Below are 24,769 nucleotides of genomic sequence, written 5' to 3'. Positions count from 1 at the left end.
GTAAAGGTGCGAAGCCTTTACGTTTTTTTTTGGCTTTGTATTACCGATCATTTTCGTAGTTTGTGAAGCTACAACTAACAGACGCACTAATTCTATAAAGGGTGCTTACTTCATAAAGGAGTAAAGCACCCTTTTAAGTTAAAAAGTATAGAGAGATTAATTGAACAAGGGAAATCTTAAAGGAATAGAGAATAGATAGAATTGAAGGGGATGAACACATGAAAAGAAAGTTCAGTAAGATTTCCATTATATTAATTATTGTTGGAATTTTTGGTGCATATATGGCATTCCCACCCATTAATATTGATATTTTTGGTTGGTGGGGAATATGCATTGGCTTTGGTATCTATCTAACAGGCATAGTGCTTGGCATCTGTGCTTTCTTTAAGAAAGAAAAAGGGTTAATGAAGTATATCTCGTTACTTTCTGTTTCGTTGGGTGCATTATTTATAGGTTTTCTTTATGCAATTGTCGGTAAAATTTAATGACTAATTTGGTGAGCTTATCACACCCAATGAAGATTTTAATACGCTCAATATCTATAAAATTGCATAACAGAAATTACTATTAAAATAAGCTGAGCCCTCAGAATATGGTGCTAGAATACTTAAGTTATAGGAGGTACATATATATTTTATAGGAGAAAATTTTACATTATAAAAAATGAATTTGTAGAGAAGTTTAATGAACACTTCAACAATACTAATTTACCTAATCAACTAAAGCACGGAGCTCGTTTGGTAGGGCGATGGATGTCGGATAACAATGATAATACCACAGAAATATTTGCTATTTGGGAATATGACAGTTATAACGATTATATAGAAATAGAGAACAATGTAAAAGCTGACAATGCTCATATTAAACGCATTAAAGAGTGGTATGAAAAAAATGGTGGAAGGGAACATGTTTTTACTGATTATATATTGGAAGTGAAAAATGAAGCATTAGTGTCTACTTTAAATAAAGTAGATTATTAATCTTAAATACGTGTTTAAATCTTTGGGTGCTTATGCGTGTTGGTTCATTCACGTCTTCCACATTTTACTAGGGAAATTAAACATATCTTCTTAAACACAGGTGCTTTAAGAAAGATCATATTGATAATTATTTTATGTATTAAGTTGCACTTTTTCGTTCCTCACATGAATAATAGGATTCTGAAAAAAGAACGAGAGCAAAATAAAAAAGGTTGAACATGACTTCCGTCATGTTCAACCTTTTTACTTGTGTTATTTATTTTTCGTCTTCAGTTGCCTCAGCATCTTCAGTTGTATCTGTTTTAGCTTCTGCATCTTCAGCTGGTGTTTTTTGTTCTTCAGCAGCTGCTAAAAATTGATCTAATGATGTTTTTAAGTCCTCATCTTTAATCTCGATTTTAGCGTCTTTCATCATTTTAGCCACTTTTGGTAATAATTTTGATTGGTCTGCTTTTTCTAACTTCAATTGTTTTTCAATTTCAGCTTTTTTATCTTCATATGATTTCTCAATTGTGCGAGTATCCGTTACTTCAATAACGTGGTAACCAAATTCCGATTTAACTGGTTCAGATATTACATTTTTCTCTAAACCAAATGCTACTTTTTCGAATTCTGGAACCATTTGGCCTTTACCAAACCAACCTAGTTCTCCGCCACTTGTTTGAGCTGCTTCTTCCGTAGAGTATTCTTTTGCAACTTCTGCAAAGTCTTTACCTGACTCTAATTCAGCTTTAACTTTTTTCGCTGTTTCTTCGTCTGCTACTAATACGTGACGAGCATTAATTTCATTTTTAATATTTTCATATTCTGCTTTAATTTCTTCTTCTGTTACTTTAACATCTTCTATTAAAGCTTTTTCTTGCAATAGGTTTAGTTCTAAGAATTTTTTGTAAGATTCTTCAGTATAGCCTTGTTGAGCAATCATTGCTTCAAAGCTTTCCCCGTACTGCTCTTTATCAGCTTTTAACTGAGTGTTTACTTCATCCTTAGACACTTCGTACTTATCTGCAAGTACTTTTTCAATCATTAGCAATTGGAATGCTTGATCGCCGATAGATGATTTCATCTCTTCATACAAATCATTCTGTGTAATATCTCCGACTTTAGATGTAGCAATAACTTCACTGTTTTTGTCTGAGTCCCCGCTACAAGCTCCTAAAGCAAGAACTGATGCTGCAAGTGTTAATGTTAATACTGTTTTTTTCATGAAATATTCTCTCCTAACTTCTATGTGTTGCCGTAGTTACTATAACATAAACGAAATAAAAACAAAAATAGTTCCCTTACATTTGCCTACCGAACATTTAAAATGCCGCATAGGATACATGGAAAAGGAGGTGTTTTAAATGAGCGGACAATATAACGGTGGCGGCGGATATAACGGTGGTTCAGGGTTTGCTTTGATCGTAGTTTTATTTATTCTATTGATCATTGTAGGCGCAGCGTTTCTCTACTAATTAAATAGGAGAAACTGAGATCGTCTAAAAAACGATCTTAGTTTCTCGTATTTGTAGAGTGAAAAAAAGAAATGACCCAATCTTATGAAGATTTGGGTCCACTTTTTTTCTCTTAAACTGCGTAAACTAGCTCAACATAAAAGGAAACAAGAAGAATCGTGATCAGGATATTGATCGTACGAAAAATCTTCGGATGTTTCTCTTCCGGTATTTCTTTTGACATTACTAAAGCATATGTCATTCGGTTAATTTGTAGCAAATAAAATGCTGAGAATAGAACTAATGTGAATATAATCATGTCTAGACTCCCTTCATATACTGACTAAGCATAACAAACAATGAGGAGGATATACAAGTGTTACATATTGTTAATAGTTTTATTCCGCTATTAAAATTTCGTACCCTGCATCTGTTTCCTCGATTAAAGCGCACTTAGGTGATTTACTTAAGTTTTTTACATAAATTAAATCGATTAAGCAAATTCCACAATGGTAAGCAAACAAAATAGTAAAATAGTGTGCAAAAACAGGAACTGCTAACGCTCCTATGACAAGTAAAGCATTTAAGAAAATAAAAGGAGCTAGTAAGATGAAAAGAAATCTACCTTTTTGAATTGGTTCTATTATTCTTAAATGTACAGTGGGAATAAATCTAAATTGATTAAAGACAATAAATTTTATTTTTTCTTTAAGTCCAATCATTGGGATAAAATGAAATATTTTATGAAGTGGATAAACACCCAAAAATGCTATCGTAAATATCCAAAAGTAATCATCCGATTTATGTGTATCATTAATAATTCCTAATAAGGCATATGCAAAAGAAAAAACCATAATTACTACTAAAGAAGAAAGAACAAATAATCTTTCTAAGCCATATTGTTTTTTCACATTAATTGTTTTCCAGCAGTGCAAGGTATGCAACTCCTATATATATAAATTTAATTTAGATACATAAGATAATCCTTTTTATTAGAAAAAGCAACCTCTTTATTTATGGGGGATTATTAACCTCGTATTATTAGTCTTTTGCTACAATTGTACTCTCGAGATTTTTTAATGATCTTTCGAAGATATCCATGAAATCGTCCCCGTAAATATTGCGAATAACAGCAGTTACATCCATGAAATCTGGAAATTTTCCATATACCTCTTTGATAGGGAGAGAGCCTTCCAGTATAGCGTGTGGAGTCTCATGGTAATTTTCATACATCTCTTCTAAAAGTACCTGTCCTTTTTTGGTCACATCTACATACGTATTTCGCTTATCTGTTTCTCTTTTAGAAAATGAAAGTAATCCTCGTTCCTCTAATTTCTTAGAAAAATTAAATGCTGTGGAGACATGCATGACTCCGAATTTTGCTATATCAGAAATAGTTGCACCTTTAAGGTGATATGATATCCATAAAATATGATGTTCATTAATATTCAAGTCATAAGGTTTTATCCATGATTGCCAATCTTTTTCTACTGCTTTCCAAAGTGCTTTAGATAGTTGCGCTATCCGCTGACTGTAAAGCATTGCTTCTTTCTTCGTATAAAATTGATCTGCCATGTTAACCCTGCTTTCTGTATTTAATTTCTTAAAAACATTATAGCAAGAAAGTAAGTAAGTGAATACAAGTTTAATAAATATTATTATTTTTATAATAATATTTTGGATAATTTTAGAGTGAAACCGTTTATAAAAAAAAGGATATATCCCATTTTGGAATATATCCTCCTTTCATATTATATTGTTGCTTCTTTTTTCTTTGGTAACTTACTTTCTAAATCTGCCATTGCTTCTTGAATAGACGAAATTTCTGCTTGAAGATGGGCTTGAAGAGGTGCAGTTTCGTTTTTCCACTGGGCAATACTAGATTTAAGGTCTTCAATTGTACTTGGTACTACTTCTTTTGAAGAATTTGTTAAGTTGTTTATTGAACTTTTAACATCTGCTAGTTGAAGCTTTATGTCCGAAAGCTTGTCTCTAAAATCATTAGAGGTAGACTTTAAGGAAGATCGAACTTCCATACCTGATTTTGGAGTGGTCATAAGTACAGTAGAAGCCCCAACTAGTAAACCAGTTGTTAACCCGTAAAATAATGGTGCTAGTTTCATAATAATTCACTCCTTTGCTTATATGTATTATTCCTTACCTTATGATAATTAAAACATATTATTTTATATAACAAAAGGGCAAGCTCCACGATAGGCAATTTGCACAGCAGCAAGGCACTTGTGTCTGGACGGAGCATCACTTTAGAAATTTATTTATATGTCGCTAATTAGATAGTTTTCTATAGAAAAAAAGCTTTCCTTCGAAAAGGAAAGCAGTTAGCTTATATTTATACGGTTAGGGCTGTTTCAAAACTAGTACGTTTAATCAATTTACCTATAATCGGATAGATGATGAAGAATGCTATTGCATTTATAGCAATCGCTGGAATTACTACAATAACAAATAATTCCTGGAAAATTGCACCTGCTCCGAATACAAAAATAGCAGTTGATAAGAAAACTGTACCTGATATTAGTGTGCCAATTCCTGTAAGGATTACACCAACTGCAACCTTATTGGCTAATTTGTTTAATAATAATACAAGACCTAAGAAAACAAATGCTGTTACTGCTTTATCAATGATATTTGGAACAAATCCTCCTGGAAAAGTAGAAAACAGTCCAGAAATAACACCTGTTGAAATACCAAGTAAGAATGTGCTTTTTACGTTAGGAAATAATAGTATTCCTATAAACATCATTGTCAGCATAAAGTCTGGTTTCATCCCACCATTAATTCCTGGGATAATAATGTAAAGTACTGCTCCGACACCTACTAAAAGGGCCATCAAAACTAAATTCTTCGTATTCATTTCTCATCTCTCCTCAGCTATTCTATGCTCTGTTTGTTATTTTCCTCTAACGTATCCTCATGATCGTTAGCAAGAAACTTATATATGATTTTACTTGCTCGATGTAGTAATAGCAAGAATTACTTCTTCAATTTTTCAAATAATTCTCCTGCTAAATTTTGGATGATCTCCGGAGTAAATGTTTTCTCTTTTGTGATCCAAGTTGGACGGAAGCCATCTGTTTGATCGTAACGCGGGATGAAGTGTAAATGGAAATGAAATACGCTCTGACCGGCAGGTGCTCCATTGTTATTTAATAGGTTCATGCCCACTGGACCGAAACTTTCTTTCAAAGCACTCGCAATTTTAGGGACAACTTTGAATAAGTTACTAGCTTCTTCTTCGGATAAATCATACACGTTCTCTTTGTGATTTTTAGGAATAATTAGTGTGTGACCTTTTGTTAATGGCATTATATCCATGAAAGCATACACATACTCATCTTCATAGATTTTCGCACTTGGAATAGAACCATCAATTATTTTGCAAAAAATACATTCACTCATCATATAGCCTCCATATTCATCGTTATGAAAAGTTTAACATATAATAGGACAGGCTGTGGAATGATAGAAGATTTTTTGAGTTTTTTTTGGTAAACTATGTATAAGAAGTGAGGTGCGTAAGATGACTGTATTAGAAGTCAAAGACGTGACAGGTGGCTATACAAGAAAGCCTGTGTTACATGATTTAAACTTTTCGATTGAAAAGGGAGAACTAGTAGGGTTAATCGGGTTGAATGGTGCTGGTAAAAGTACTACCATCAAACATATTATCGGAACAATGAACGCTCTAAAGGGTGAAATCCTACTTAACGGTAAAACATTGAAAGAGGATCCAGCACAATATCGTACATCGTTTTCCTATATACCTGAAACGCCAGTGTTATATGATGAGTTGACGTTAAAGGAACATCTTCAGCTAACAGCGATGGCCTACAATTTAGATGAATCTGTTTTTGAGGCAAGAAAAGAAGCATTATTGAAAGAATTCCGTATGGAAAAAAGATTGAACTGGTTTCCAGCGCACTTTTCTAAAGGAATGAGACAAAAAGTAATGATTATGTGTGCGTTCCTAGTGAATCCAACATTGTTCATTATCGATGAACCGTTTGTAGGTCTGGATCCATTAGGTATTAAATCATTACTGGAGCAGATGAAAACAAGAAAAGATGAAGGGGCATCCATATTAATGTCCACACATATATTGACTACTGCAGAAAAATACTGTGATCGTATCCTACTTTTGCATAACGGGAAAATTCGTGCTCAGGGGACAATGGACGATTTACGGGCGGCATTTCAAATGCCTGATGCAACATTAGATGATCTTTACATCGAAATGACGAAGGAACAACAAAATGAATAATTTGCGTGAAGTATGGAGTAAACGGTTTATATTTTATATAAATGAATTGCAAAAATACTTGAAGTATATTATTTCTGGGCATATTGCAATTGTCATTGTATTCGTAATTGGGGCAGCCGGTTATACGTATAGTGAATGGTTGAATACAGCTCCAAAGGATTTTCCCGCCTTTTTAGTTGTATCATTCATCGTGAGTATTTTACTCGCTTTGAGTACGCCAGTTACGTTAATGAAAAAAGCAGATAGTGTTTACTTTCTTCCATTAGAAACAAAACTAGGTGAATATTTAAAACTCGCGCTTACATGGACTTTCTTTTCATCCATTATAGTACCGTTAGCAGCATTGGTTGTGTCGATACCACTGCTAACAAGAATAGCTGGTTCCACATCACAAGAAATAATATTCTTCTTCGGAGCGATCCTTATTTGGAAGTATTGGAGTATCCAAACGGAATTCCAATATCGATGGGCATCCAACGGTAAAAATGTGTGGGTAGATTATTTCATGCGAATGATTTTATTGTTTGCCGGTTTATATTTCTTACTAAGTGGTACCTATTTATTTTTACTTGCGGTCGTTATTATTCAAATACTCTATTTAATAGCTTGGAAGAAGAAAAAAGCAGAAGTACCTTTTCCTTTTGATCATTTCATTGAAGTAGAGCAAGCACGTATGATGCGTTTTTATCGTTTTGCTAATTACTTTACAGATGTCCCGCATATTCAGGGGATGACGAAAAGAAGAAAGTGGCTTGATATTCTTTACAAACTTGCACCCTATGAACAAAAACACACACAATTATATTTAGTGGTACGTACATTTGTCCGTACAAATGATTATTTCTATTTATGGGTTCGTCTTACAGCGCTCGCTATGATCGGGGCCATTTTCATACCGTTTCCAATCGTTGCGATCATCTTTACTAGTGCTCTTTCATTTGCTACGGTCATTCAACTCCGCCAGTCTTTAGCGACAGGAGAAGAATTCCGAATGGATTTACTGTTTCCTATTAAAGAGGGTACACGAAAAAAAGCTGTTGATAAACTGATAAGAATAATTCAACTCATTCAGGCAATTTTCGTCTTCATCGTAATTTTAGTACAAGCAGGGTTCATAATGGAGTTACTGTTCATACCGATTGTGATGATCGTTATTTCTGAACTGACGCTTCGGGTAAGCAAAATATAACATAATAAAAACCAGGCAAAAAGACGGCTAGTCCTTTAAAAACAGAAACTTGGGTATGCAGTTGATATCCTCTGCGAGCGAACGCTTTCCGTGGGCACGGCTTCAGCCTCTTCCTCGCCCGCGGAGGCCAAAAGGATGTTGGTCACAAAGGCTTTGCCACAGGACGTGGCGCACTTTAGCCTTTGTTCTCCACATGTAACGGAAATCAGCAGACTCATTCTAAAAAGTCCTGTAAAACCGATGTTCTTGCGGTACTTTTATATACTTTCTTATATGGTAAGAAAAAAAGAGGGAGCTTTAAAAAGCTTCCTCTTCTTCTATGGATTGGTAAGTAGATATATATGGTGCGCTTGTAAACAAATTTTGTTTATCTGCAATCATACTAAAATCTAGGTTGACTGTTTTTTCCCATACTTCATAGCTACTCGGACTAGTCCATTCCGATAAAATGATATATGTTTCGGATTTAATAGGTTCTAGCACTCTTAAAGCGATAAAACCTGGTTCATTTTGCGCAGTAGGACCAAGGTTTGTGTATTTGTGCTCGAAAATTGTTTTCCCTTCATCTGTAATGGGAATATGTTGTAAAACGAAGTAACCATTGTGTGAAAAGTTCCCTGCCGATTCTAGCACTTTATATTTTCTGGGCACTTGAAAAACTGATTTATTGGAGGTTTCGTGGATTAGAACGGAATTTCCAGTTCCGTGTAATAGGAAGAGTTCTTCGTTTGGATGTTTCTTTTTTATGGACTGCATAAATTCCGGAGTCCCGGATGTCATATATAAATTCATGAAATTAACTCCCTTTCTCTCTTTTCTTATATCGTTCCCATATTAATGATTTTAAAAACATAATACACAAGTATCATACAGAATTCCGGACAAATTTATGACAAATGCACTGTTTGGCTATACTTTAGAAAAAAGAACGTCTATAGTTGTAACGTATAGGAAAAACAGTACGTTTATATAATGAGAGGCAGGTACCTTTAATGACTAAATTTAACGATACACTTCTTCGTGCAGCACGTGGAGAGCAAGTTGAACACACGCCAGTTTGGTTTATGAGGCAAGCGGGAAGATCACAACCTGAATACAGAAAAATAAAAGAAAAATATTCTTTAGAGCAAATTACACACGAACCTGAACTTTGTGCATATGTTACACGTTTACCAGTAGATAATTACAACGTCGATGCAGCAATTCTGTATAAAGATATAGTAACACCGCTTGTTGGAATAGGCGTAGATGTAAAGATTAAAAATGGAGTTGGCCCTGTAATTTCTAATCCAATCCGTACAGTTCAAGATGTAGCAAACTTAGGGGATTTATCTCCTGAAGATGATGTGCCATTTGTATTGGATACGATTAAATTATTAACGACTGAGCAGCTAAATGTTCCATTAATCGGATTTGCAGGGGCGCCATTCACTCTTGCTAGTTATATGATTGAAGGCGGTCCTTCAAAAAGCTATAACAAAACAAAAGCATTTATGGTTTCAGAACCACAGGCTTGGTTTGCATTAATGGACAAGCTTGCAGATATGATTATTGTCTACATCAAAGCTCAAGTAAAAGCTGGTGCGAAGGCTATTCAAGTATTCGATTCGTGGGTAGGGGCTTTGAATGTAGCAGATTACCGTATTTTCATCAAACCGGTTATGACACGTATTTTCACGGAGCTTCGTGAAACAGGCGTTCCGCTTATTACATTTGGTGTTGGTGCTAGCCACTTAGCGAAGGAATGGCATGACCTTCCTGTTGATGTAGTCGGTATTGACTGGCGCTTATCTATTGAAGAAGCCCGTGCAAAAGGACTGACAAAGCCTTTAATGGGGAATTTAGATCCATCTTATTTAGTTGGCAGTTGGGATGAAATTGAAAAACGCGCGAAAATTATCGTAGAACAAGGTGTGGCTCAGCCTGGGCATATCTTTAACCTTGGACACGGTGTGTTCCCAGAAGTAGAACCGGAAACACTTAAACGTTTAACTTCTTTTGTTCATGATTATAGTAAAGAACTAATCGCAGCAAAATCAAACTAAATTTTTATGAGGTGAAGATGATGAAAAAAACAATGGGATTATTAGTAATGGCTTACGGAACTCCTTACTCAGAAGCAGATATTGAACGATATTATACACATATCAGACATGGTCGTAAACCGAGTGATGAGCAACTGGCTGATTTAACTGGACGTTACGAAGCAATTGGAGGTATTTCCCCACTTGCTAAAATCACTGAAAGCCAAGCAAGAGGATTATGTGACCGTTTAAATGAATTGCAAGATGAGATTGAATTCAAGTTATATATTGGCTTAAAACATATCGAGCCTTTTTTAGAGGATGCAGTTGCAGAAATGCATAAAGATGGTATTACAGAAGCAGTATCAATGGTATTGGCACCACATTTCTCTACTTTCTCTATTAAATCATATAATGGTCGTATTAAAGAGGAAGCAGAAAAGCTGGGTAACCTTAAAATTACTTCAATCGAAAGCTGGTACGATGAACCAAAATTCATCCAATACTGGAGTGACAGAGTAAGCGAAGCATTCGCAGCAATGACGGAAGAGCAACGCGAAAAAGCATGTTTAATCGTTTCTGCTCACTCATTACCAGAAAAAATAAAAGAATTAGGCGATCCATATCCCGAACAATTGCAAGAAACAGCAGATTTAATTGCACGAGCAGCAGGCGTGGAAAACTACGAAGTGGGTTGGCAAAGTGCTGGACAAACTCCTGAGCCTTGGATTGGACCAGATGTACAAGATTTAACTCGTGAATTACACGAACAAAAAGGATATACAACATTTGTTTACACGCCAGTAGGATTCGTTGCAGAGCATTTAGAAGTTCTTTACGATAATGACTATGAATGTAAAGTAGTATGCGATGATATCCAAGCGACTTATGTACGCCCTGAAATGCCAAATGCACAACCTCAATTTATCGATGCAATGGCAGATGTCGTTTTAAAACACTTAAAATAATAGTTACCTAAATTACCCTAGACATCTGAATGATGTTTAGGGTAATTTTTTAGTGTTTAGGTGGAACAAAAAATTGAAATCTATTTCAAACTTTTTTCACATATTCTCGTTATAATGAAAGAAATGGGGGTGGATAGGTGAAAAAGTTATATATGCTCTTATTACTTTGCTTTATAGGAGGGTGTTCAGAGGCAAGCTTTCCAGCCATCCCCTCGGATACGGATTTTATTGCTAGCTTGAATACATTAGCCGGAAGCATAGACTTTATATCAAATGAAGCTGAAATAATGGAGTCATGGGAGCTAGAAGAGGCCTACACTGGTTTTGCATTAGCAACAGATGATTTACTTCTAGTTTATGGATACACCGTTGAAAAGGCAGAGCTCCTTGAATTATCAACAGGTAAACAGGTAGCCACTATTGACGTAGGTGAAGGCTCTACTTATGCGTATGTATATGAAGAAAAAATCTATATTACCAATGCTATAGATAATACAGTTTCCCTTTATAATACAAAAGGGGAAAAAATACAGACTCAAGCTACTGGAAATTATCCAATGGCAATGATTTCTGATGGCAATAATCTTTTTGTCGTCAATTTTAAAGATGAATTCCTCTCTAAACTATCTATGGAGTTAGAACAAGTAGATGAGTGGGCGATTCCGACTTCTTCTCATGGTCTATTTATAAAGGACAACGAACTTTGGTTAGGCGGCCACGGTGCAGGAAGTAGTCCTAATCGCTCTATTAAAAGAATGAATATAACTACTGGTGAACTAATAGGTGAAATTGAAGTTCCATTAATGCCTATTAATATGGCTAGAGCGAAAAATGGACATGTTTTCACCGTAAGTCACGGTAGTAGTTCAGTCTATGAAATATCCGAAACTGGTGAGGTTTTAAACTCTATCAAAGCAGGAGCAAACCCGTTTTGGATAAGCTCCTTTGGTGATAGTATGGTGCTTGCTGGTTATGATGATCATCAATTATATTTTATCCAGTCTGGGGAGATTACCAAAAAACTGCAGGTCGGAAAAGGCCCATTCCAGTTAATCGTAAGGGAGATTGAATGATGACTACTATATTAGTCGTAGATGATGAAAGAGAAATGCGCAAGCTAGTTGAACTTCATTTATATCAAGCAGGTCATCATGTCCTCCACGCGGATAATGGAGAAGACGCAATTGAACAAGTGCGAATGTCCAACATAGACTTAATACTGCTAGATGTGATGATGTCTGGCATGAATGGATTTGAGGTTTGTGAGAAAATAAGAACATTTTCTCCAGTACCGATTATCTTTTTAACTGCACTGGATGCTAAAACAGATTTAGTCAAAGGGTTAAAGCTTGGTGGGGATGACTATGTCATCAAACCTTTTACAGCTATCGAATTGATGGCTCGTATAAATGCTATACTTCGTAGAGTTGGGATAAACTCATATGAACATCATAAAGTAGGAATTATTGAACATGATGTAGTAAGTAGACAAATTACAGTAAATAATGAAAAAATTCAACTGACGTTAAAGGAATATGAATTACTTCATATATTCATGAAATATGAAGGAAAAGCATTTTCCAGAGAGCAGCTATTAGAACGAATTTGGGGAATGGATTATGAAGGCGGAACGCGTACTGTTGATACGCATATTAAAACACTTCGTTTAAAGCTGGGAGAACAAGCTGGGAAATATATTGAGACGGTGTGGGGAATAGGTTATCGGTTTGAGGTAGTAGAATGAAAAAACTATCCGTAAAAATTTGGATGTTGCTTTTATTGTTCATAACTATCACGATTGTCTTCTTAATGATATTCACTAATTTTCTTTATGAAGAACTTTATGTGGAGGATACAGAAACCTCCATGATAGAGATAGCAGAAAACTTACGGGGTACGTATAAGGGTGGGGCAGTTACAAATGACTTCATCAAACAAACAGAAGATTTCAATCGATTTTCGGACGTAGAGGTTTTTACTGTACGAAATCCGAAAGAGCTTAGTGCTTGTATTCCTTTTGATATAGATTATGAGTCATTAATTGGTCCTGAGGAACGCGCTCAGCTTATTGAAGGTGAGGCAGTCATTAAACGAGGTTATGAAAAGAGATTTAACCGAGAAGTTGTATCCGTTATTTATCCTTTAGTCGATGAAAATAGGCTAGAAGGAATTATTTATGTCTATGTACCATTAACGAAAATGACGGAAATGGCTTCGAAGGATGTCATTTTTTTGTTGATAACAGTATCTCTACTACTCCTTTTAATGGCATGGATCAGTTTAAAGACAGTGCAAAAAGTTCTCGTGCCGCTAGATAAGCTAAAAGTAGCAGCCAATGAAATGGCAGTAGGAAAATACGACACAAGAGTTGATGTGAAATCGACCGACGAAATTGGGGAACTTGCTAAAACCTTTAACCAAATGGCAACGTCTATTCAGGAAGAAGATGAGAAAAAAAGAGATTTCTTATCTATTGTATCCCATGAACTACGTACGCCGATTAGTTATATAAAAGGGTATGGGGAAGCATTTGAACAACATCTTGTTCCAGAAGAAAAGAAAAAAGAGGTTTATACACTTATTGTGCAAGAGGCTAATCGTATGCAGAAACTGACAAATGATTTGCTAACATTAGCACGTTCTGAACAGCATCAGGAAGTTCATATATCGCCTTTAGTGTTATCGGAGATTGTGCGGGAGGTATTGCAGCTGGTCAAAACATTAGCAGATAAAAAGCAAATATCGTTTACTGTTACAATAGACGAGGATACAATTATAAAAGCTAATGAGCAAATGACCAAACAAATATTAATCAATATTTTAGAAAACGCTATTCACTATTCGCCTGTCTCATCCTCCATCAAAATAGGAAATGAACTAGCAAAGAATGACACAACTATTCATATTCAAGATGAAGGGTGTGGAATAGCACCGGAGCATTTGACACGTATTACCGAAAGGTTTTATCGTGTGAATAAGGCTAGAAGTCGTATAGATGGGGGAACTGGTCTTGGACTATCCATTGCTTCTCAACTTATCGAAATGCAAAAAGGCAAGCTAATATTCACAAGTGAAGTAGAAAAAGGAACAACGGTTTATATAACATTACCAATTTGGGAGGAATAGTTTTTATGAAAAAGACATTAGCAGTTCTAGTATTTGCAACGATGACACTTGTAGGTTGCGGAGATAAAGAAGTATCGGAAAGTCCATCAACAAGTAATAATGAAGGCACACTGGAAGAAGTGATAGTAGACATCCAAACAGCTGAAACACTTTCTGTAGATGATGTTGTTTTATCTGCAAAAGTAACGCAATCGGATGAAGCAGTGGATGATGCTAGCGTTGAATTTGAGGTATGGGAATCAGGCTTGCGTGACGAAGGGCATATGATAGAGGGAAATTTAACAGAAGATGGCGTATATGAAGCAAATTATTCATTTGATCATGATGGAGTTTATTATATGTTTGCTCATACAAATGCAAGGGGACTTCATGTTATGCCAAAGCAGGAAATGATTGTTGGTGAACCCGATATGAGTAAGGTATTGCCAGATGATAGTGATAATTCAATGAGTGAAATGAATCACGAATAAATACCTTGCCAATGAAATAAGATGGGTGTATTATAATGACTAGATGACCGAAACGGTTTTCTGGTCATTTTTTTAGATTGGGGTGTAGCGAATGGATCGCAGGCAGGAAATATTAGAAGCTGCAACTAAATCCTTTTCTTTGTTTGGCTTTAAAGCTACAACGATGGAGCAAATAGCTAAAATTGCAAATGTAGGAAAAGGAACAATATATACCTTTTTTGAAAATAAAGAAGTACTTTTTCAAGAAATTGTACTTCGTGTAATTACGGAGATGAAACAGGAAGCGACAAAAGTGATTAATGAAGAAGCTTCTTTCCAAGAAAATGCATATGCCGCTTTGATGAAAATGCTAGAATTCCGGGACACTCACCAACTGTTTGCTAAAATTATTGCAGAGGAACAGGAATGGAGAACCCCCGCAGTAATACAGGTAAGGGCGCAAATTGAGCAAGCAATTGTTTCCTTTATTAAACAGAAGGTTGATAAGTATATTAATGCAGGAGAAATTCGTCAAGTAAATAGTGAACTCGTTGCATACTTACTATTAAAAGGGTATTTGGCGTTCGTTAACGACTGGAATCTAACACACGAAAAACCGTTAACAGAAAAGGAAATAACAGACTTTTTTCAAGATACCATTTTTCATAGTCTCATTATTTGAGACTTATTTTTTGGAGAAAATTGACCAACTGAACGAATTGGTCATACAGTACTAGGAGGGAATATTAATGATTAAATCAGAATGGAAAAATATTTTCACAAATAGAAAGTTACTCATTTCTATAATAGCGGTATTGTTTATACCTGTTATGTACGCAGGAATGTTCCTATGGGCATTTTGGGATCCCTATGCAAACTTAAGTGATCTACCTGTAGCAGTAGTAAATGCAGACGAAGGTGCTACGTATAATGATACTGCTCTATCGTTAGGGGACGACCTATCAGAGAAGTTAAAGGAAAGTGAACAGTTTAAGTTTATTTCTGTTTCAAAAGAAGACGCAGATGAAGGATTAGTAAATGAGGACTATTATTTATTAATCGAGATTCCTGAAAACTTTTCACAACATGCAACAACATTGTTAGATGAAGAGCCCCAAAAGATGGTAATAACATACAAAGCAAATGAAGGATATAACTTCCTATCCTCTCAAATTGGGGAAACTGCAATGGACCGAATACGTGCAGAGGTGAATAAGCAAGTCTCTGAAACCTATGCGGAGCAATTATTTGATTCTATTACAAAACTGGGAGATGGATTTGCCGAGGCTTCGGATGGAGCTGGTAAATTAAAAGATGGTGCTGCAGAGATTAATACGGGAGCATCTGACTTAAAAGGTTATTTAGAGCAATTGGCCAGCAGTACGATCAAGCTTCAAGATGGTACTAGTACAGTTGTAAATGGCATACAGAAAGCTGCAACTGGTTCAACCGAGTTAAATAGTGGACTATCAACACTTTCAGGTGGTTCAAAGCAATTAGCAGACGGAGTCAATCAAACAGCTACTGGTGCAGCTCAACTAAATAGTGGAATTCAAACATATACAAGCGGCGTAGCTAAACTAAATGATAGCTATCAATTATTAAGTGAAAAAGAAAAGGAATTAATAAATTCCTTAGCTACATTACAGTCTAGCAGTGCAACTATTAATAACAGTACGAATCAGTTATCCGAAGGTTCTACTCAAGTAACTGCTGGGATTCAAGCACTATCTCAACAGTTAACTCAGTTATCTGAGTCATTACCAGCAGAACAGGCAGCAAAACTAGTTGAAACAGTGAAACAGTTAGAAACGGGTAGTTCTACAGTATCAGCGGGTCTTGAAAAGCTAGCTAATGGTACAGCTGCACTAGAAAAAGGTACTACTCAAGTGAGCAGCGGGGCAAATCAGCTTAGTGCCGGTTATACACAAGCACAGCAAGGGATTTCCAAACTAAATGGCTCTTCTAGTGCATTAATAGAGGGTTCTGCAAGCTTAGCAACTGGTACTAGTACACTTGCATCTAAAATGAGCGATTTTACAACAGGTATTCAACAAGCATATAATGGCTCCTCTAGTTTAGTAGCTGGTCTGAATGAGTTAGCATCTGGCTCAAATCAGTTAAAAACTGGAACTGGAACATTGGCAGAAAAATCTGGAGAGTTAGCATCTGGCTCCGCTAAATTAACGGAGGGAACAGAACAATTAGCAGAAGGAACTGGAACTTTACAATCCAGCTTAATGGATGCTAGTGAAAAATCTAAAGAGGTATCCGCAAATGAGTCAACCTACGAAATGGTTGCTTCTCCAGTAGATGTGGAAGTTGAAGGAGTAAATGAAGTACCAAACTATGGTACCGGATTTACACCATACTTCTTATCTTTAGGATTATTTGTTGGAGCATTACTAATATCGATCGTATTTCCATTCGTGCAGTCTGCGATTAAGCCTACAAGCGGGTCATCTTGGTTTTTCAGTAAGATCTCCGTATTGGGAATAGTAGGGATAATTCAGTCATTAGTAGTTGTAGCTATCGCTTTGTTTGCCTTAAAATTAGAGCCGCAAAGTGTAGGGTTATTCATATTATCAACAATCATTACAAGCTTTACCTACTTGGCAATTGTGCAATTGCTTGTAACAGTTCTAGGTGACCCAGGTCGCTTTGTAGCAATTGTCATCTTAATACTTCAATTGACAACTAGTGCAGGTACGTTCCCATTGGAGCTAATACCTCAGCCGTTACAAATCTTTAATAAATTCTTACCGATGACTTATTCAGTCCAAAGTTTTAAAGCTTCCATTTCAACAGGAAACATGAGCAATTTCTGGTCAACTAACAGTGTATTATTAGGGTTTATGATAGTATGTTTTGCCTTAACTTTTGGTTACTTCATGCTAATGTTCAAAAAACGCCACTCTAAAGAAACAGTTGAGGCTTAAACTTTTAACCCATCTCGTAAAAGAGGTGGGTTTTTTTTGAATACAGCAAGGCCCTGTGAACTTGAATTGTAAGCAATTATTTTATATTTAATAGCAAACACCCCAAGAATTTCACTCTTGGGGTGTATGCATATGTATTCCTTTTTACGAACAAAAAATCCCACTAGAAAGGGAGGTTTCTAGTGGGTAGTTCTTTCCATTATTAAAGTTTTGTACATTTATCACAGTGGTTCCCGTAGCATTCATGTTGTTCTTCAATTGTGTCACCACAGGTAGCACATTTCTTCGCGGGTAGGTTACGGAAAAATTCAAGTACGTTTTCTAACATAGTTGTTCCACCTCCATCTGTTATATAACTGGTTTTATTATTATTAGTGTATTATAACACAGTTCAATTTGTCAACATATTATCTGAAATTTTGATAAAATAATGTTAAAGGAGAGATGAACATGTATTTTATTGATAACAAAGGAATTACAGATCCACGCATTAACTTAGCAATTGAGGAATATGCATTAAACACAATGGACATAGAAAAGGATTCTTTTCTTCTGTTTTACATAAATCAGCCTTCCATTATTATTGGAAGAAACCAAAATACGGTGGAAGAAATAAATACTGATTTTGTAGAGAAAAATGGGATTATTCCTGTTCGAAGACTTTCAGGTGGTGGAGCTGTGTACCATGATTTAGGAAACCTGAATTATAGCTTTTTAACAAAGGATGATGGAGAAAGCTTCCGTAACTTTAAAAAGTTCACTTTGCCTGTTATAGAGGCACTTGCAAAAATGGGTGTAAATGCAGAGCTATCTGGAAGAAATGATATTTTGGCAGAAGGTAAAAAAATCTCTGGCAATGCACAATTCTCTACTCGTGGCCGAATGTTCAGCCACGGAACATTAATGTTTGATACAGATATAGATGCTGTTGTATCAGCTTTAAAAGTAAGTAAAGAAAAAATTGAATCTAAAGGTATTAAATCTATACGAAGTCGCGTAACAAACATTAATGAGCTGTTAGATAATCCTATGACAATCGAACAGTTCCGTTTAGAAATTCTTGCTTCTATTTTTGAAGGAGAAGAAAATATCCAGTATTGGGAGTTAACAGAGCAGGACTGGGAAAATATCCACAAGCTTTCAGAAGAGCGTTACCAGCAATGGGATTGGAATTACGGTAAATCACCTAAATTTAATATGAAACATTCACATCGCTTCCCAGTAGGTGGAGTAGATGTGCGTTTAGATGTAAATAGAGGAATGATGGAAGAAGTGAAAATCTTCGGCGACTTCTTCGGTGTAGGTGATATGGCGGAAGTAGAACAGCTACTAACTGGCAAACCATATAGCAAAGAAGGCATAGAAGCGGCGTTAGCAAACGTAGACGTACCTAAATACTTCGGTGGTATTACAAAAGAAGAGCTTGTTCAATTAATTTATTGATAAATGGAAGAGAGTCTGACGTATGTTGGGCTTGAGTATCAAACTTAGTTGAAAGCTCTATATATCAACGTTTATTGGAAATGAGAGTTCTAACAAGAGACTAGCCAAGGGAAAATCTCCCTTGTACAATTCGGTTTGAAAATTGCCTTCTAAAATTATATTTTGGGAGGTATTTTTATGAAACAGATTAATCTAAGGAATTTAGTACAGTTAGATGAGACGGCTAAATTTATGAGGCAAGGAATGTCTATTGAGAAAGCACTTACGATACTAAATAGGCAGATGAAGGTGAGTGGACTAAGGGAAAGAGCTGATTAATTTAGTAATACTAGAGGCAGAATAGCAAATGTATGAGTTCCAAAGTAGTAAGACTTTTTCATGGTTAAATGAGGAACTCGAACAAGTTCTTCCAAAAGAAATAAGAGTAGGTTCCAGAGAATACTTTAGAAGGAATGACTCTAATTAGATTCTTACTTTAAGCTCATTGAAGTTTATAGCATTCTTCAACTCCCATGAAAATTAAAAAACGCTCATAATCCATAAAATTGCATAACAAAAGAGATTCAGAAATAGCTTTTTTAAAAAAAGGCTGAGCCTTCAGAATGTTTATATTGAGTTTTGAGTTAAAAAGTAAATTAAGAATCAACTCCATTCTTCTTAGAATAAAGGCAGGTTGGTGCAATAACCAGAGTAGGATTAATCTCCCATGAGTGCTACAAGTAAAGAGTGCGACAGTCTGTGATGCACCGTGATCGTTGAAGTCAGACTAACGGTTGGGCTCAATGGCACCGGTGTGATTTAGCAAAATCTGGCCATCGTTTCGATGGTCTATTTTTATGTCCAAAACATTAAGTTGTCCAGATATGCATTGTGAAATGTTACGCTTAAACTAACGCGGCAGTATAATTCAATAAGGAAAATTTAAAGGTGTTTTATAGGTTACGGGGTATCCTTTAACAAAGTGTAATTTTGGGGATACCGGAACATGAAGATAAGATTGTACAGAAAGGCGTTACAAAAATACTAAATACCATCTATGACAATTATTTTCTAGATTTTCTAGACTGCTCTTTTGGGTTCCGCCCATATCGTAATTTGCCACGATGCTTTGAAGATAATAAATCATTATATGGAAAAGAAATCAGTAAATTACGTAGTAGATGTAGATATCAAAGGATTCTTCGACAACGTTGACCACAGATGGATGATGGAGTTCTTAAAACTGCGAATTTCTGACCCTAACTTACTAAGAATAATTGGTAGGTTTCTTAAAGGTGGATACATGGAGGAAGGCAAGAAATACAAGACAGATAAAGGCACACCGCAAGGTGGAGTCATATCTCCAATACTTGCAAGCAAAAAAAAGCATTCCTCCAAAAAGGAATGCTATCAAATAAATTAAATTAATCGTGCACCACCATCTATATTAATAACAGATCCAGTTGTAAATCCATTTTTTGCTAAGTAAACGTAAGATTGCGCGATGTCTTCAGGTTGTGCAATGCGTTTCACAGGAAGTTGTTCAGCAATTCCTGTGAACATGCCTTCACGTTGATCTTCTGGCATTCCTGCGTATATCGGTGTATTTACAATACCAGGTGATACAACATTTACGCGCATTGGTGATAGCTCAACAGCAAGTCCTCTTACTAAACCATCAACTGCAGAATTAATTGCTGCTAATGTAGATGCTCCTTGAGGTGGGCGTTGACCATAAACACCTGATGTAAGCGTGATGGAACTCGCATCATTCAAGTAAGGGAGTGCGGCAAGAGCCGTGGCATATTGACCCCAGAACTTACTGTCGAATGCTTCTTTCGCTCTTTCAACTGGCAACTCTTTAAATAGCCCCATTGTTCCTTCTCCTGCAGTTACTACCAAGTGATCAAAATTCCCTACATTCTTAAAGAAGTTAGCTACACTCTTATCGTTACGAAAATCTAGCTCATATCCTTCTACATCTTGACCCAACAATTTTTTTGCCTCATCGAACTTGGAAGAAGAACGGCTTGCAACTACTACTTGAGCAGATTCATCTAAAAATGCTTTGGCAGTAGCCAATCCGATCCCTGAAGTACCACCGACAACAACAACACGTTTTCCTTGTAATGACATTAAATAGCCTCCTGTATTATCAGTATTTTTAATTTGCAACAAGATGTTTATTTCCGAAAAGGACCTAATTTATTCTTAAATTTATGCTTTCAATGCTTGTTGAACCAATTTTTTCAATGGAGTTGGTTGTCCGATAAGATTTGTTAAATCATTTGAAGTTTTCCCCGTTTCCCCAGCTGCAACGGTATGGTAAATACCTGCAATTAGTTCAGCTACTGGTGCAGGTAATCCAACATTGCCAAGATAATCTTTCATTTCATCAAATGATACCTTTTTATGTGAAACTTGTTTACCTGAAACTTCTGAAACAACTTCTGCTAGCTCATCGAAAGTCCAAGGTGATGGGTTGACAAGGTTGTATGATTTATTTTCATGTCCTTCTCCCGTTAATACAGCAGCAGCAGCTAATGCAAGATCTTCACGGCTTACGGCATTTAGTTTGCCATCACCTGTGTTTGTTACTATTTCACCAGCGGATACTGATCCAGCTAAGCTTTCATCAATGAAAACATCTGAATAAAGTGAATTACGCAAGAATGTATAGGGTACGCCAGTTGAACGAATTGCATACTCTGTTGCCATATGGACATGTGCAAGATCGATTTGGGATGTTTCACCAAATGCATAACCTGTGTAAGCTATGTGTTTTACACCAGCATCTCGTGCTGCTTGGACGACATTTGCATGTTGACGAATACGAAGAGTATTATCTGAATCCGGGCCTGAAACAAAAAGAACTTTTGAAGCATCTTCAAACGATGTTTTCATCGACTCATAGTCCATGTAATCGCCATGACGAACTTCTATACCCAGTTCGGCAAGCGCATCAGCTTTTTCTACATTGCGAACGCTAGCGATAATTTCACTTGCAGGAATAGTTTTTAATAGTTCTTGAATGACACGGTTTCCATAATGACCTGTTGCACCTGTAATAACGATTGACATATAAAATTCCTACCCTTCTATTTGCAGATTAATTCAAGAGGTTTTAGTGTAACTAATAACGTTACAACTAGTATAAAAAAATAGTTCTAAATAGAGCCGGTTTTCTCTTTTAGTTCAGACACTAATTGTTTGAGTGTAACTTTAGCCAATTCGTGCTCCATGGCAAATTGTGCTTGCAACATCTTTGTCCGAAAAACAGACTCAATATTTGCGCCTACTGGGCACTTTGGATTGGTTTCATCATGAAAACTAAAAATATCACCATCGTCTGCAACTTCAACTGCTCTATACACATCAAGTAAAGTAATCTCATCAAATTCCTTTGGTAAATAGGCACCTCCTGCACCGGCACGTACATGTACCAACCCAGCTTTCTTCAACATGCCAATAATACGGCGAATAATGACAGGGTTCGTATTGACGCTTTCAGCAATGAAATCGGAAGTACATGAAGTTGGACTTAATGCAACTAGCGATAGTATATGTACAGCAATGGAATAACGGCTGCTAAATTTTTTCATACAAGTCACCCTCTCGATGTAACCATTGTAGTTACAACGATAATGGAAGTCAAAGAATTAGTTTGAAGAGGAGGGATAATGTGAGCGGTTTAGCAATTCCTATATATCCAACAATCTCTTAACGAAAATAATATTATAAAACTCAAGTTATTGAGGAGGGAAGGGGAAGTTTAGAAAATGGTCAGAATATTTTTCTAAGCATTTTGAGTCTTATCAATATTACTGTTTCATATTCACTACCCTGGGATAGGTCTTTTGAGAGAAGCCATGTCCATTTTACTTTTGGTGATAATATTTTATATTTAATTGTTAATTCAAATGACTTACAACGCCTATATCGAGAGATAGTCCGAGAAATTTCACCATCAAATGACTTAATTAAAAAATATTTTGAACTTGATGACTTTGTACCTCACCTAACATTGTGAAAAGAACAATACGGCGGAAATGTTTCTACTGGAATGACGAAACAAGAGCTAAAATATATGGGAAATTTTGTAGAGAAAGAATTTACTCCTTACCCTAGTTTTGAAGTAACTTATATTAGAATTTCCGAGTTGAACAGAGAAAAACAGAGATATGAAAAATCTTTAAATGTTTCTTTGAGTATTTAACAATGCCTGGTAAAGAGAGCTTGATTTCATACGATAAATGGACCTTCTACTATATTAAAAATGATCGAAATAAATGTGATAATTCTTAATAATTTGGGTATTAATAATTGGAGATATTTGCTTTGACTCGTGGGTATCCATGTATTAAGATAATGAATGCCAAGTAAGTTAATCTGAATTAGGAGGAATCATAACATGAAAAAATTTAGCTATTTGTTATTATTGATTATTTCTGCTGTGCTAGTGTTAGCGGCATGCGGTGGCAAAGAGAACGAAAACGAAGGCAGCATTGAAAATCAAAACGAATCGGGCAATGCCGATGGGGATCTATTAGCGAAGGTAAAAGACAGCGGTGAGCTATTGGTCGGTACTGAAGGAACATACGCACCTTTCACATTCCATGATGAGTCTGGAAAGTTGACTGGCTTTGACGTTGAGATTGCTGAAGAAATTGCTTCACGCCTTGGCGTAAAGGCAAAATTCATGGAAACTCAATGGGATGCAATGTTCCCGGGTCTAGATTCAGAGCGTTTTGATATGATTGCCAATCAAGTGGGAATTAAACCAGAACGCCAAGAAAAATATGATTTCTCTGATCCATATATTTCATCATCTGCAGTATTGGTAACACCAGCAGACAACAATGACGTTAAATCATTTGAAGACATTAAAGGTTTGAAAGCTGCGCAATCCCTTACAAGCAACTACGGTGAAATGGCTAAGTCTTACGGGGCTGAGTTAGTTGGAATTGATGGGTTCAATCAAGCAATTGAATTGTTGAATTCAAACCGTGTAGATGTAACAATCAACGATAAATTGACTGTACTTGATTTCCAAAAACAAAAACCTGAAGCAAATATCAAGGTTGTAGCAGAAGCTGACGATGCTGCACAAAGTGGTTTGATGTTCCGCAAAGGAAGCGAAACACTAGTGAAAGCTGTAAACGAAGCATTGAACGAAATGATCGAAGACGGCACGTATAACGAAATCTCTGAGAAATGGTTCGGCGAAAATGTTTTGGAATGATCCTGATAAAATGGAGCGCTATCTAGATATTGCTCAATCCTCCCTCCTGCCTTTGCTAGAGGGTGCTGTTGTATATACGCTCCCATTGTCGCTGATCACATTCGTCTGTGGACTTGTACTAGCGGTTCTTACAGCATTGGCTAGAATATCAACCATCAAACCGTTCCAATGGATTGCACGCGTGTATGTCTCCGCCATTCGGGGAACGCCTTTATTGGTACAGTTGTTTATTCTATTCTATGGTTTGGGATCAGTCGGAGTTGTCATTGATCCGTTCCCAGCCGCTGTCATTGGGTTTTCATTGAACGTGGGTGCCTATGCTTCTGAAGTGATACGTGCGGCTATCCTGTCCATTCCTAAAGGGCAGTGGGAAGCTGCACAAATGATAGGGATGACTTATTCCCAGACATTGCGCCGAGTGATTTTGCCTCAGGCTACACGCGTATCCATCCCGCCCCTTTCGAATACATTCATCGGCCTGGTGAAAGATACTTCTTTGGCATCTGCGATTCTAGTAACAGAAATGTTTAGAAGAGCGCAAGAGATTGCTGCATTCAACTATGAGGTCCTGCTGCTTTATACTGAAGTTGCTATTCTGTATTGGATCATCTGTTTCTTGCTTTCGCTTGTCCAAGGCCGATTGGAAAATCGATTCGATCGCTATGTATCGATATAAATCAATTGAACGGATGAAGTAGAAAGGAGAATAGGG

31 protein-coding genes are annotated in these 24,769 nt (G+C 36.3%); 19 read left to right on the top strand and 12 right to left on the bottom strand.

The features are described 5' to 3' along the window. Positions 1-218: 218 nt before the first annotated feature. The gene (locus tag MHI40_RS14740) at positions 219-485 is read left to right on the top strand and encodes a hypothetical protein (protein ID WP_340763272.1); all 267 of its coding nucleotides are present in this window, start codon (positions 219-221) and stop codon (positions 483-485) included. A gap of 144 nt (positions 486-629) precedes the next feature. Further along, complete coding sequence (locus MHI40_RS14735) at positions 630-980, top strand: NIPSNAP family protein (protein ID WP_340764535.1); 351 nt, start codon at positions 630-632, stop codon at positions 978-980. A 256-nt stretch (positions 981-1,236) separates the two neighbouring features. On the opposite strand, the gene MHI40_RS14730 is transcribed toward MHI40_RS14735, so the two are convergent. Next, the gene (locus MHI40_RS14730; RefSeq protein ID WP_093538596.1) at positions 1,237-2,187 is read right to left on the bottom strand and encodes a peptidylprolyl isomerase; all 951 of its coding nucleotides are present in this window, start codon (positions 2,185-2,187) and stop codon (positions 1,237-1,239) included. Between the two features lie 139 nt (positions 2,188-2,326). Here MHI40_RS14730 and MHI40_RS14725 point away from each other — a divergent pair, with 139 nt between their 5' ends. Next, the gene (locus MHI40_RS14725; protein ID WP_090570162.1) at positions 2,327-2,437 is read left to right on the top strand and encodes a YjcZ family sporulation protein; all 111 of its coding nucleotides are present in this window, start codon (positions 2,327-2,329) and stop codon (positions 2,435-2,437) included. Positions 2,438-2,549: 112 nt separating this feature from the next. Here the strand turns inward: MHI40_RS14725 and MHI40_RS14720 are convergent, their stop codons facing one another. From MHI40_RS14720 to MHI40_RS14695, 6 genes are all read right to left on the bottom strand, one after another. Continuing rightward, entirely contained in the window at positions 2,550-2,735 is a 186-nt protein-coding gene (locus MHI40_RS14720; RefSeq protein WP_090570160.1) for a hypothetical protein, read from the bottom strand. A gap of 79 nt (positions 2,736-2,814) precedes the next feature. Continuing rightward, a complete protein-coding gene (locus tag MHI40_RS14715; protein WP_093538597.1) occupies positions 2,815-3,351 on the bottom strand; it encodes a DUF3267 domain-containing protein in 537 nt (178 codons plus the stop codon). Between the two features lie 106 nt (positions 3,352-3,457). After that, a complete protein-coding gene (locus MHI40_RS14710; RefSeq protein ID WP_340763268.1) occupies positions 3,458-3,991 on the bottom strand; it encodes an HTH-type transcriptional regulator Hpr in 534 nt (177 codons plus the stop codon). Between the two features lie 176 nt (positions 3,992-4,167). Then, complete coding sequence (locus MHI40_RS14705) at positions 4,168-4,539, bottom strand: YtxH domain-containing protein (protein ID WP_093538599.1); 372 nt, start codon at positions 4,537-4,539, stop codon at positions 4,168-4,170. A gap of 227 nt (positions 4,540-4,766) precedes the next feature. After that, positions 4,767-5,291: a tryptophan transporter gene (locus tag MHI40_RS14700; RefSeq protein WP_093538600.1), complete on the bottom strand. Its 525-nt coding sequence runs from the start codon at positions 5,289-5,291 to the stop codon at positions 4,767-4,769. A 119-nt stretch (positions 5,292-5,410) separates the two neighbouring features. Then, entirely contained in the window at positions 5,411-5,836 is a 426-nt protein-coding gene (locus MHI40_RS14695; protein ID WP_093538601.1) for an HIT family protein, read from the bottom strand. Positions 5,837-5,957: 121 nt separating this feature from the next. Between MHI40_RS14695 and MHI40_RS14690 the strand changes: the two genes are divergently transcribed. Together MHI40_RS14690 and MHI40_RS14685 are read left to right on the top strand one after the other, a co-directional pair. After that, positions 5,958-6,698, top strand: coding sequence for an ABC transporter ATP-binding protein (locus MHI40_RS14690; protein WP_093538602.1), 741 nt, complete (start codon positions 5,958-5,960; stop codon positions 6,696-6,698). After that, on the top strand, positions 6,691-7,887 hold the full coding sequence (locus tag MHI40_RS14685) for an ABC transporter permease (protein ID WP_340763267.1): 1,197 nt from the start codon (positions 6,691-6,693) through the stop codon (positions 7,885-7,887). The genes MHI40_RS14690 and MHI40_RS14685 overlap by 8 nt, the downstream gene beginning before the upstream one ends. Positions 7,888-8,184: 297 nt before the next feature. Here the strand turns inward: MHI40_RS14685 and MHI40_RS14680 are convergent, their stop codons facing one another. After that, positions 8,185-8,679 (bottom strand): antibiotic biosynthesis monooxygenase family protein, encoded by a 495-nt coding sequence (locus MHI40_RS14680; protein ID WP_340763266.1) that lies wholly within the window; start codon positions 8,677-8,679, stop codon positions 8,185-8,187. Positions 8,680-8,879: 200 nt separating this feature from the next. On the opposite strand from MHI40_RS14680, the gene hemE reads away from it, so the two are divergent. From hemE to MHI40_RS14640, 8 genes are all read left to right on the top strand, one after another. Beyond that, the gene (gene hemE / locus MHI40_RS14675) at positions 8,880-9,932 is read left to right on the top strand and encodes a uroporphyrinogen decarboxylase (RefSeq protein ID WP_093538605.1); all 1,053 of its coding nucleotides are present in this window, start codon (positions 8,880-8,882) and stop codon (positions 9,930-9,932) included. 17 nt (positions 9,933-9,949) lie between these two features. Then, on the top strand, positions 9,950-10,879 hold the full coding sequence (gene hemH, locus MHI40_RS14670; protein WP_340763265.1) for a ferrochelatase: 930 nt from the start codon (positions 9,950-9,952) through the stop codon (positions 10,877-10,879). Positions 10,880-11,016: 137 nt separating this feature from the next. Further along, positions 11,017-11,952, top strand: coding sequence for a YncE family protein (locus MHI40_RS14665; RefSeq protein WP_340763264.1), 936 nt, complete (start codon positions 11,017-11,019; stop codon positions 11,950-11,952). Next, the gene (locus MHI40_RS14660; RefSeq protein ID WP_340764533.1) at positions 11,952-12,623 is read left to right on the top strand and encodes a response regulator transcription factor; all 672 of its coding nucleotides are present in this window, start codon (positions 11,952-11,954) and stop codon (positions 12,621-12,623) included. Before MHI40_RS14665 ends, MHI40_RS14660 begins: the two co-directional genes overlap by 1 nt. Next, positions 12,620-14,005, top strand: coding sequence for a sensor histidine kinase (locus MHI40_RS14655; protein WP_340763263.1), 1,386 nt, complete (start codon positions 12,620-12,622; stop codon positions 14,003-14,005). The genes MHI40_RS14660 and MHI40_RS14655 overlap by 4 nt, the downstream gene beginning before the upstream one ends. Before the next feature lie 5 nt (positions 14,006-14,010). Then, positions 14,011-14,475, top strand: a complete 465-nt coding sequence (locus MHI40_RS14650) for a FixH family protein (protein WP_340763262.1) — start codon at positions 14,011-14,013, stop codon at positions 14,473-14,475. A 91-nt stretch (positions 14,476-14,566) separates the two neighbouring features. Continuing rightward, complete coding sequence (locus MHI40_RS14645; protein WP_093538610.1) at positions 14,567-15,136, top strand: TetR/AcrR family transcriptional regulator; 570 nt, start codon at positions 14,567-14,569, stop codon at positions 15,134-15,136. 67 nt (positions 15,137-15,203) lie between these two features. Further along, positions 15,204-17,393: a YhgE/Pip domain-containing protein gene (locus tag MHI40_RS14640; RefSeq protein WP_340763260.1), complete on the top strand. Its 2,190-nt coding sequence runs from the start codon at positions 15,204-15,206 to the stop codon at positions 17,391-17,393. Between the two features lie 202 nt (positions 17,394-17,595). On the opposite strand, the gene yhfH is transcribed toward MHI40_RS14640, so the two are convergent. Next, positions 17,596-17,721, bottom strand: a complete 126-nt coding sequence (yhfH, locus tag MHI40_RS14635; protein ID WP_340763258.1) for a protein YhfH — start codon at positions 17,719-17,721, stop codon at positions 17,596-17,598. Between the two features lie 122 nt (positions 17,722-17,843). Between yhfH and MHI40_RS14630 the strand changes: the two genes are divergently transcribed. The 3 genes from MHI40_RS14630 (at position 17,844) to MHI40_RS14620 (ending at position 20,238) form a co-directional block, all read left to right on the top strand. Further along, on the top strand, positions 17,844-18,836 hold the full coding sequence (locus tag MHI40_RS14630; protein ID WP_340763257.1) for a lipoate--protein ligase: 993 nt from the start codon (positions 17,844-17,846) through the stop codon (positions 18,834-18,836). Positions 18,837-19,013: 177 nt separating this feature from the next. Beyond that, positions 19,014-19,154 carry a hypothetical protein gene (locus MHI40_RS14625; protein WP_340763256.1) on the top strand — a complete coding sequence of 47 codons (141 nt, stop codon included), beginning with the start codon at positions 19,014-19,016 and terminating at the stop codon, positions 19,152-19,154. A gap of 811 nt (positions 19,155-19,965) precedes the next feature. Continuing rightward, a complete protein-coding gene (locus tag MHI40_RS14620) occupies positions 19,966-20,238 on the top strand; it encodes a reverse transcriptase domain-containing protein (protein WP_340763255.1) in 273 nt (90 codons plus the stop codon). On the opposite strand, the gene MHI40_RS14615 is transcribed toward MHI40_RS14620, so the two are convergent. The 3 genes from MHI40_RS14615 to MHI40_RS14605 form a co-directional block, all read right to left on the bottom strand. Further along, complete coding sequence (locus tag MHI40_RS14615; protein ID WP_340763254.1) at positions 20,235-20,951, bottom strand: SDR family oxidoreductase; 717 nt, start codon at positions 20,949-20,951, stop codon at positions 20,235-20,237. The genes MHI40_RS14620 and MHI40_RS14615 overlap by 4 nt on opposite strands. 81 nt (positions 20,952-21,032) lie before the next feature. Then, positions 21,033-21,896, bottom strand: a complete 864-nt coding sequence (locus MHI40_RS14610) for an SDR family oxidoreductase (RefSeq protein WP_340763253.1) — start codon at positions 21,894-21,896, stop codon at positions 21,033-21,035. Positions 21,897-21,982: 86 nt separating this feature from the next. Next, complete coding sequence (locus tag MHI40_RS14605) at positions 21,983-22,417, bottom strand: Rrf2 family transcriptional regulator (protein WP_340764531.1); 435 nt, start codon at positions 22,415-22,417, stop codon at positions 21,983-21,985. 461 nt (positions 22,418-22,878) lie between these two features. Between MHI40_RS14605 and MHI40_RS14600 the strand changes: the two genes are divergently transcribed. From MHI40_RS14600 to MHI40_RS14590, 3 genes are all read left to right on the top strand, one after another. Continuing rightward, a complete protein-coding gene (locus tag MHI40_RS14600) occupies positions 22,879-23,031 on the top strand; it encodes a hypothetical protein (protein ID WP_340763252.1) in 153 nt (50 codons plus the stop codon). 195 nt (positions 23,032-23,226) lie between these two features. Beyond that, entirely contained in the window at positions 23,227-24,057 is an 831-nt protein-coding gene (locus MHI40_RS14595) for an amino acid ABC transporter substrate-binding protein (RefSeq protein ID WP_340763251.1), read from the top strand. Beyond that, complete coding sequence (locus tag MHI40_RS14590) at positions 24,044-24,733, top strand: amino acid ABC transporter permease (protein ID WP_340763250.1); 690 nt, start codon at positions 24,044-24,046, stop codon at positions 24,731-24,733. Before MHI40_RS14595 ends, MHI40_RS14590 begins: the two co-directional genes overlap by 14 nt. Positions 24,734-24,769: the final 36 nt, after the last annotated feature.

Source organism: Psychrobacillus sp. FSL H8-0510 (assembly GCF_038008345.1).
GTDB lineage: Bacteria > Bacillota > Bacilli > Bacillales_A > Planococcaceae > Psychrobacillus > Psychrobacillus psychrotolerans.
The sequence above is the reverse complement of the archived record's forward strand: the minus strand, read 5'-3'. Positions and strand labels throughout refer to the sequence as shown.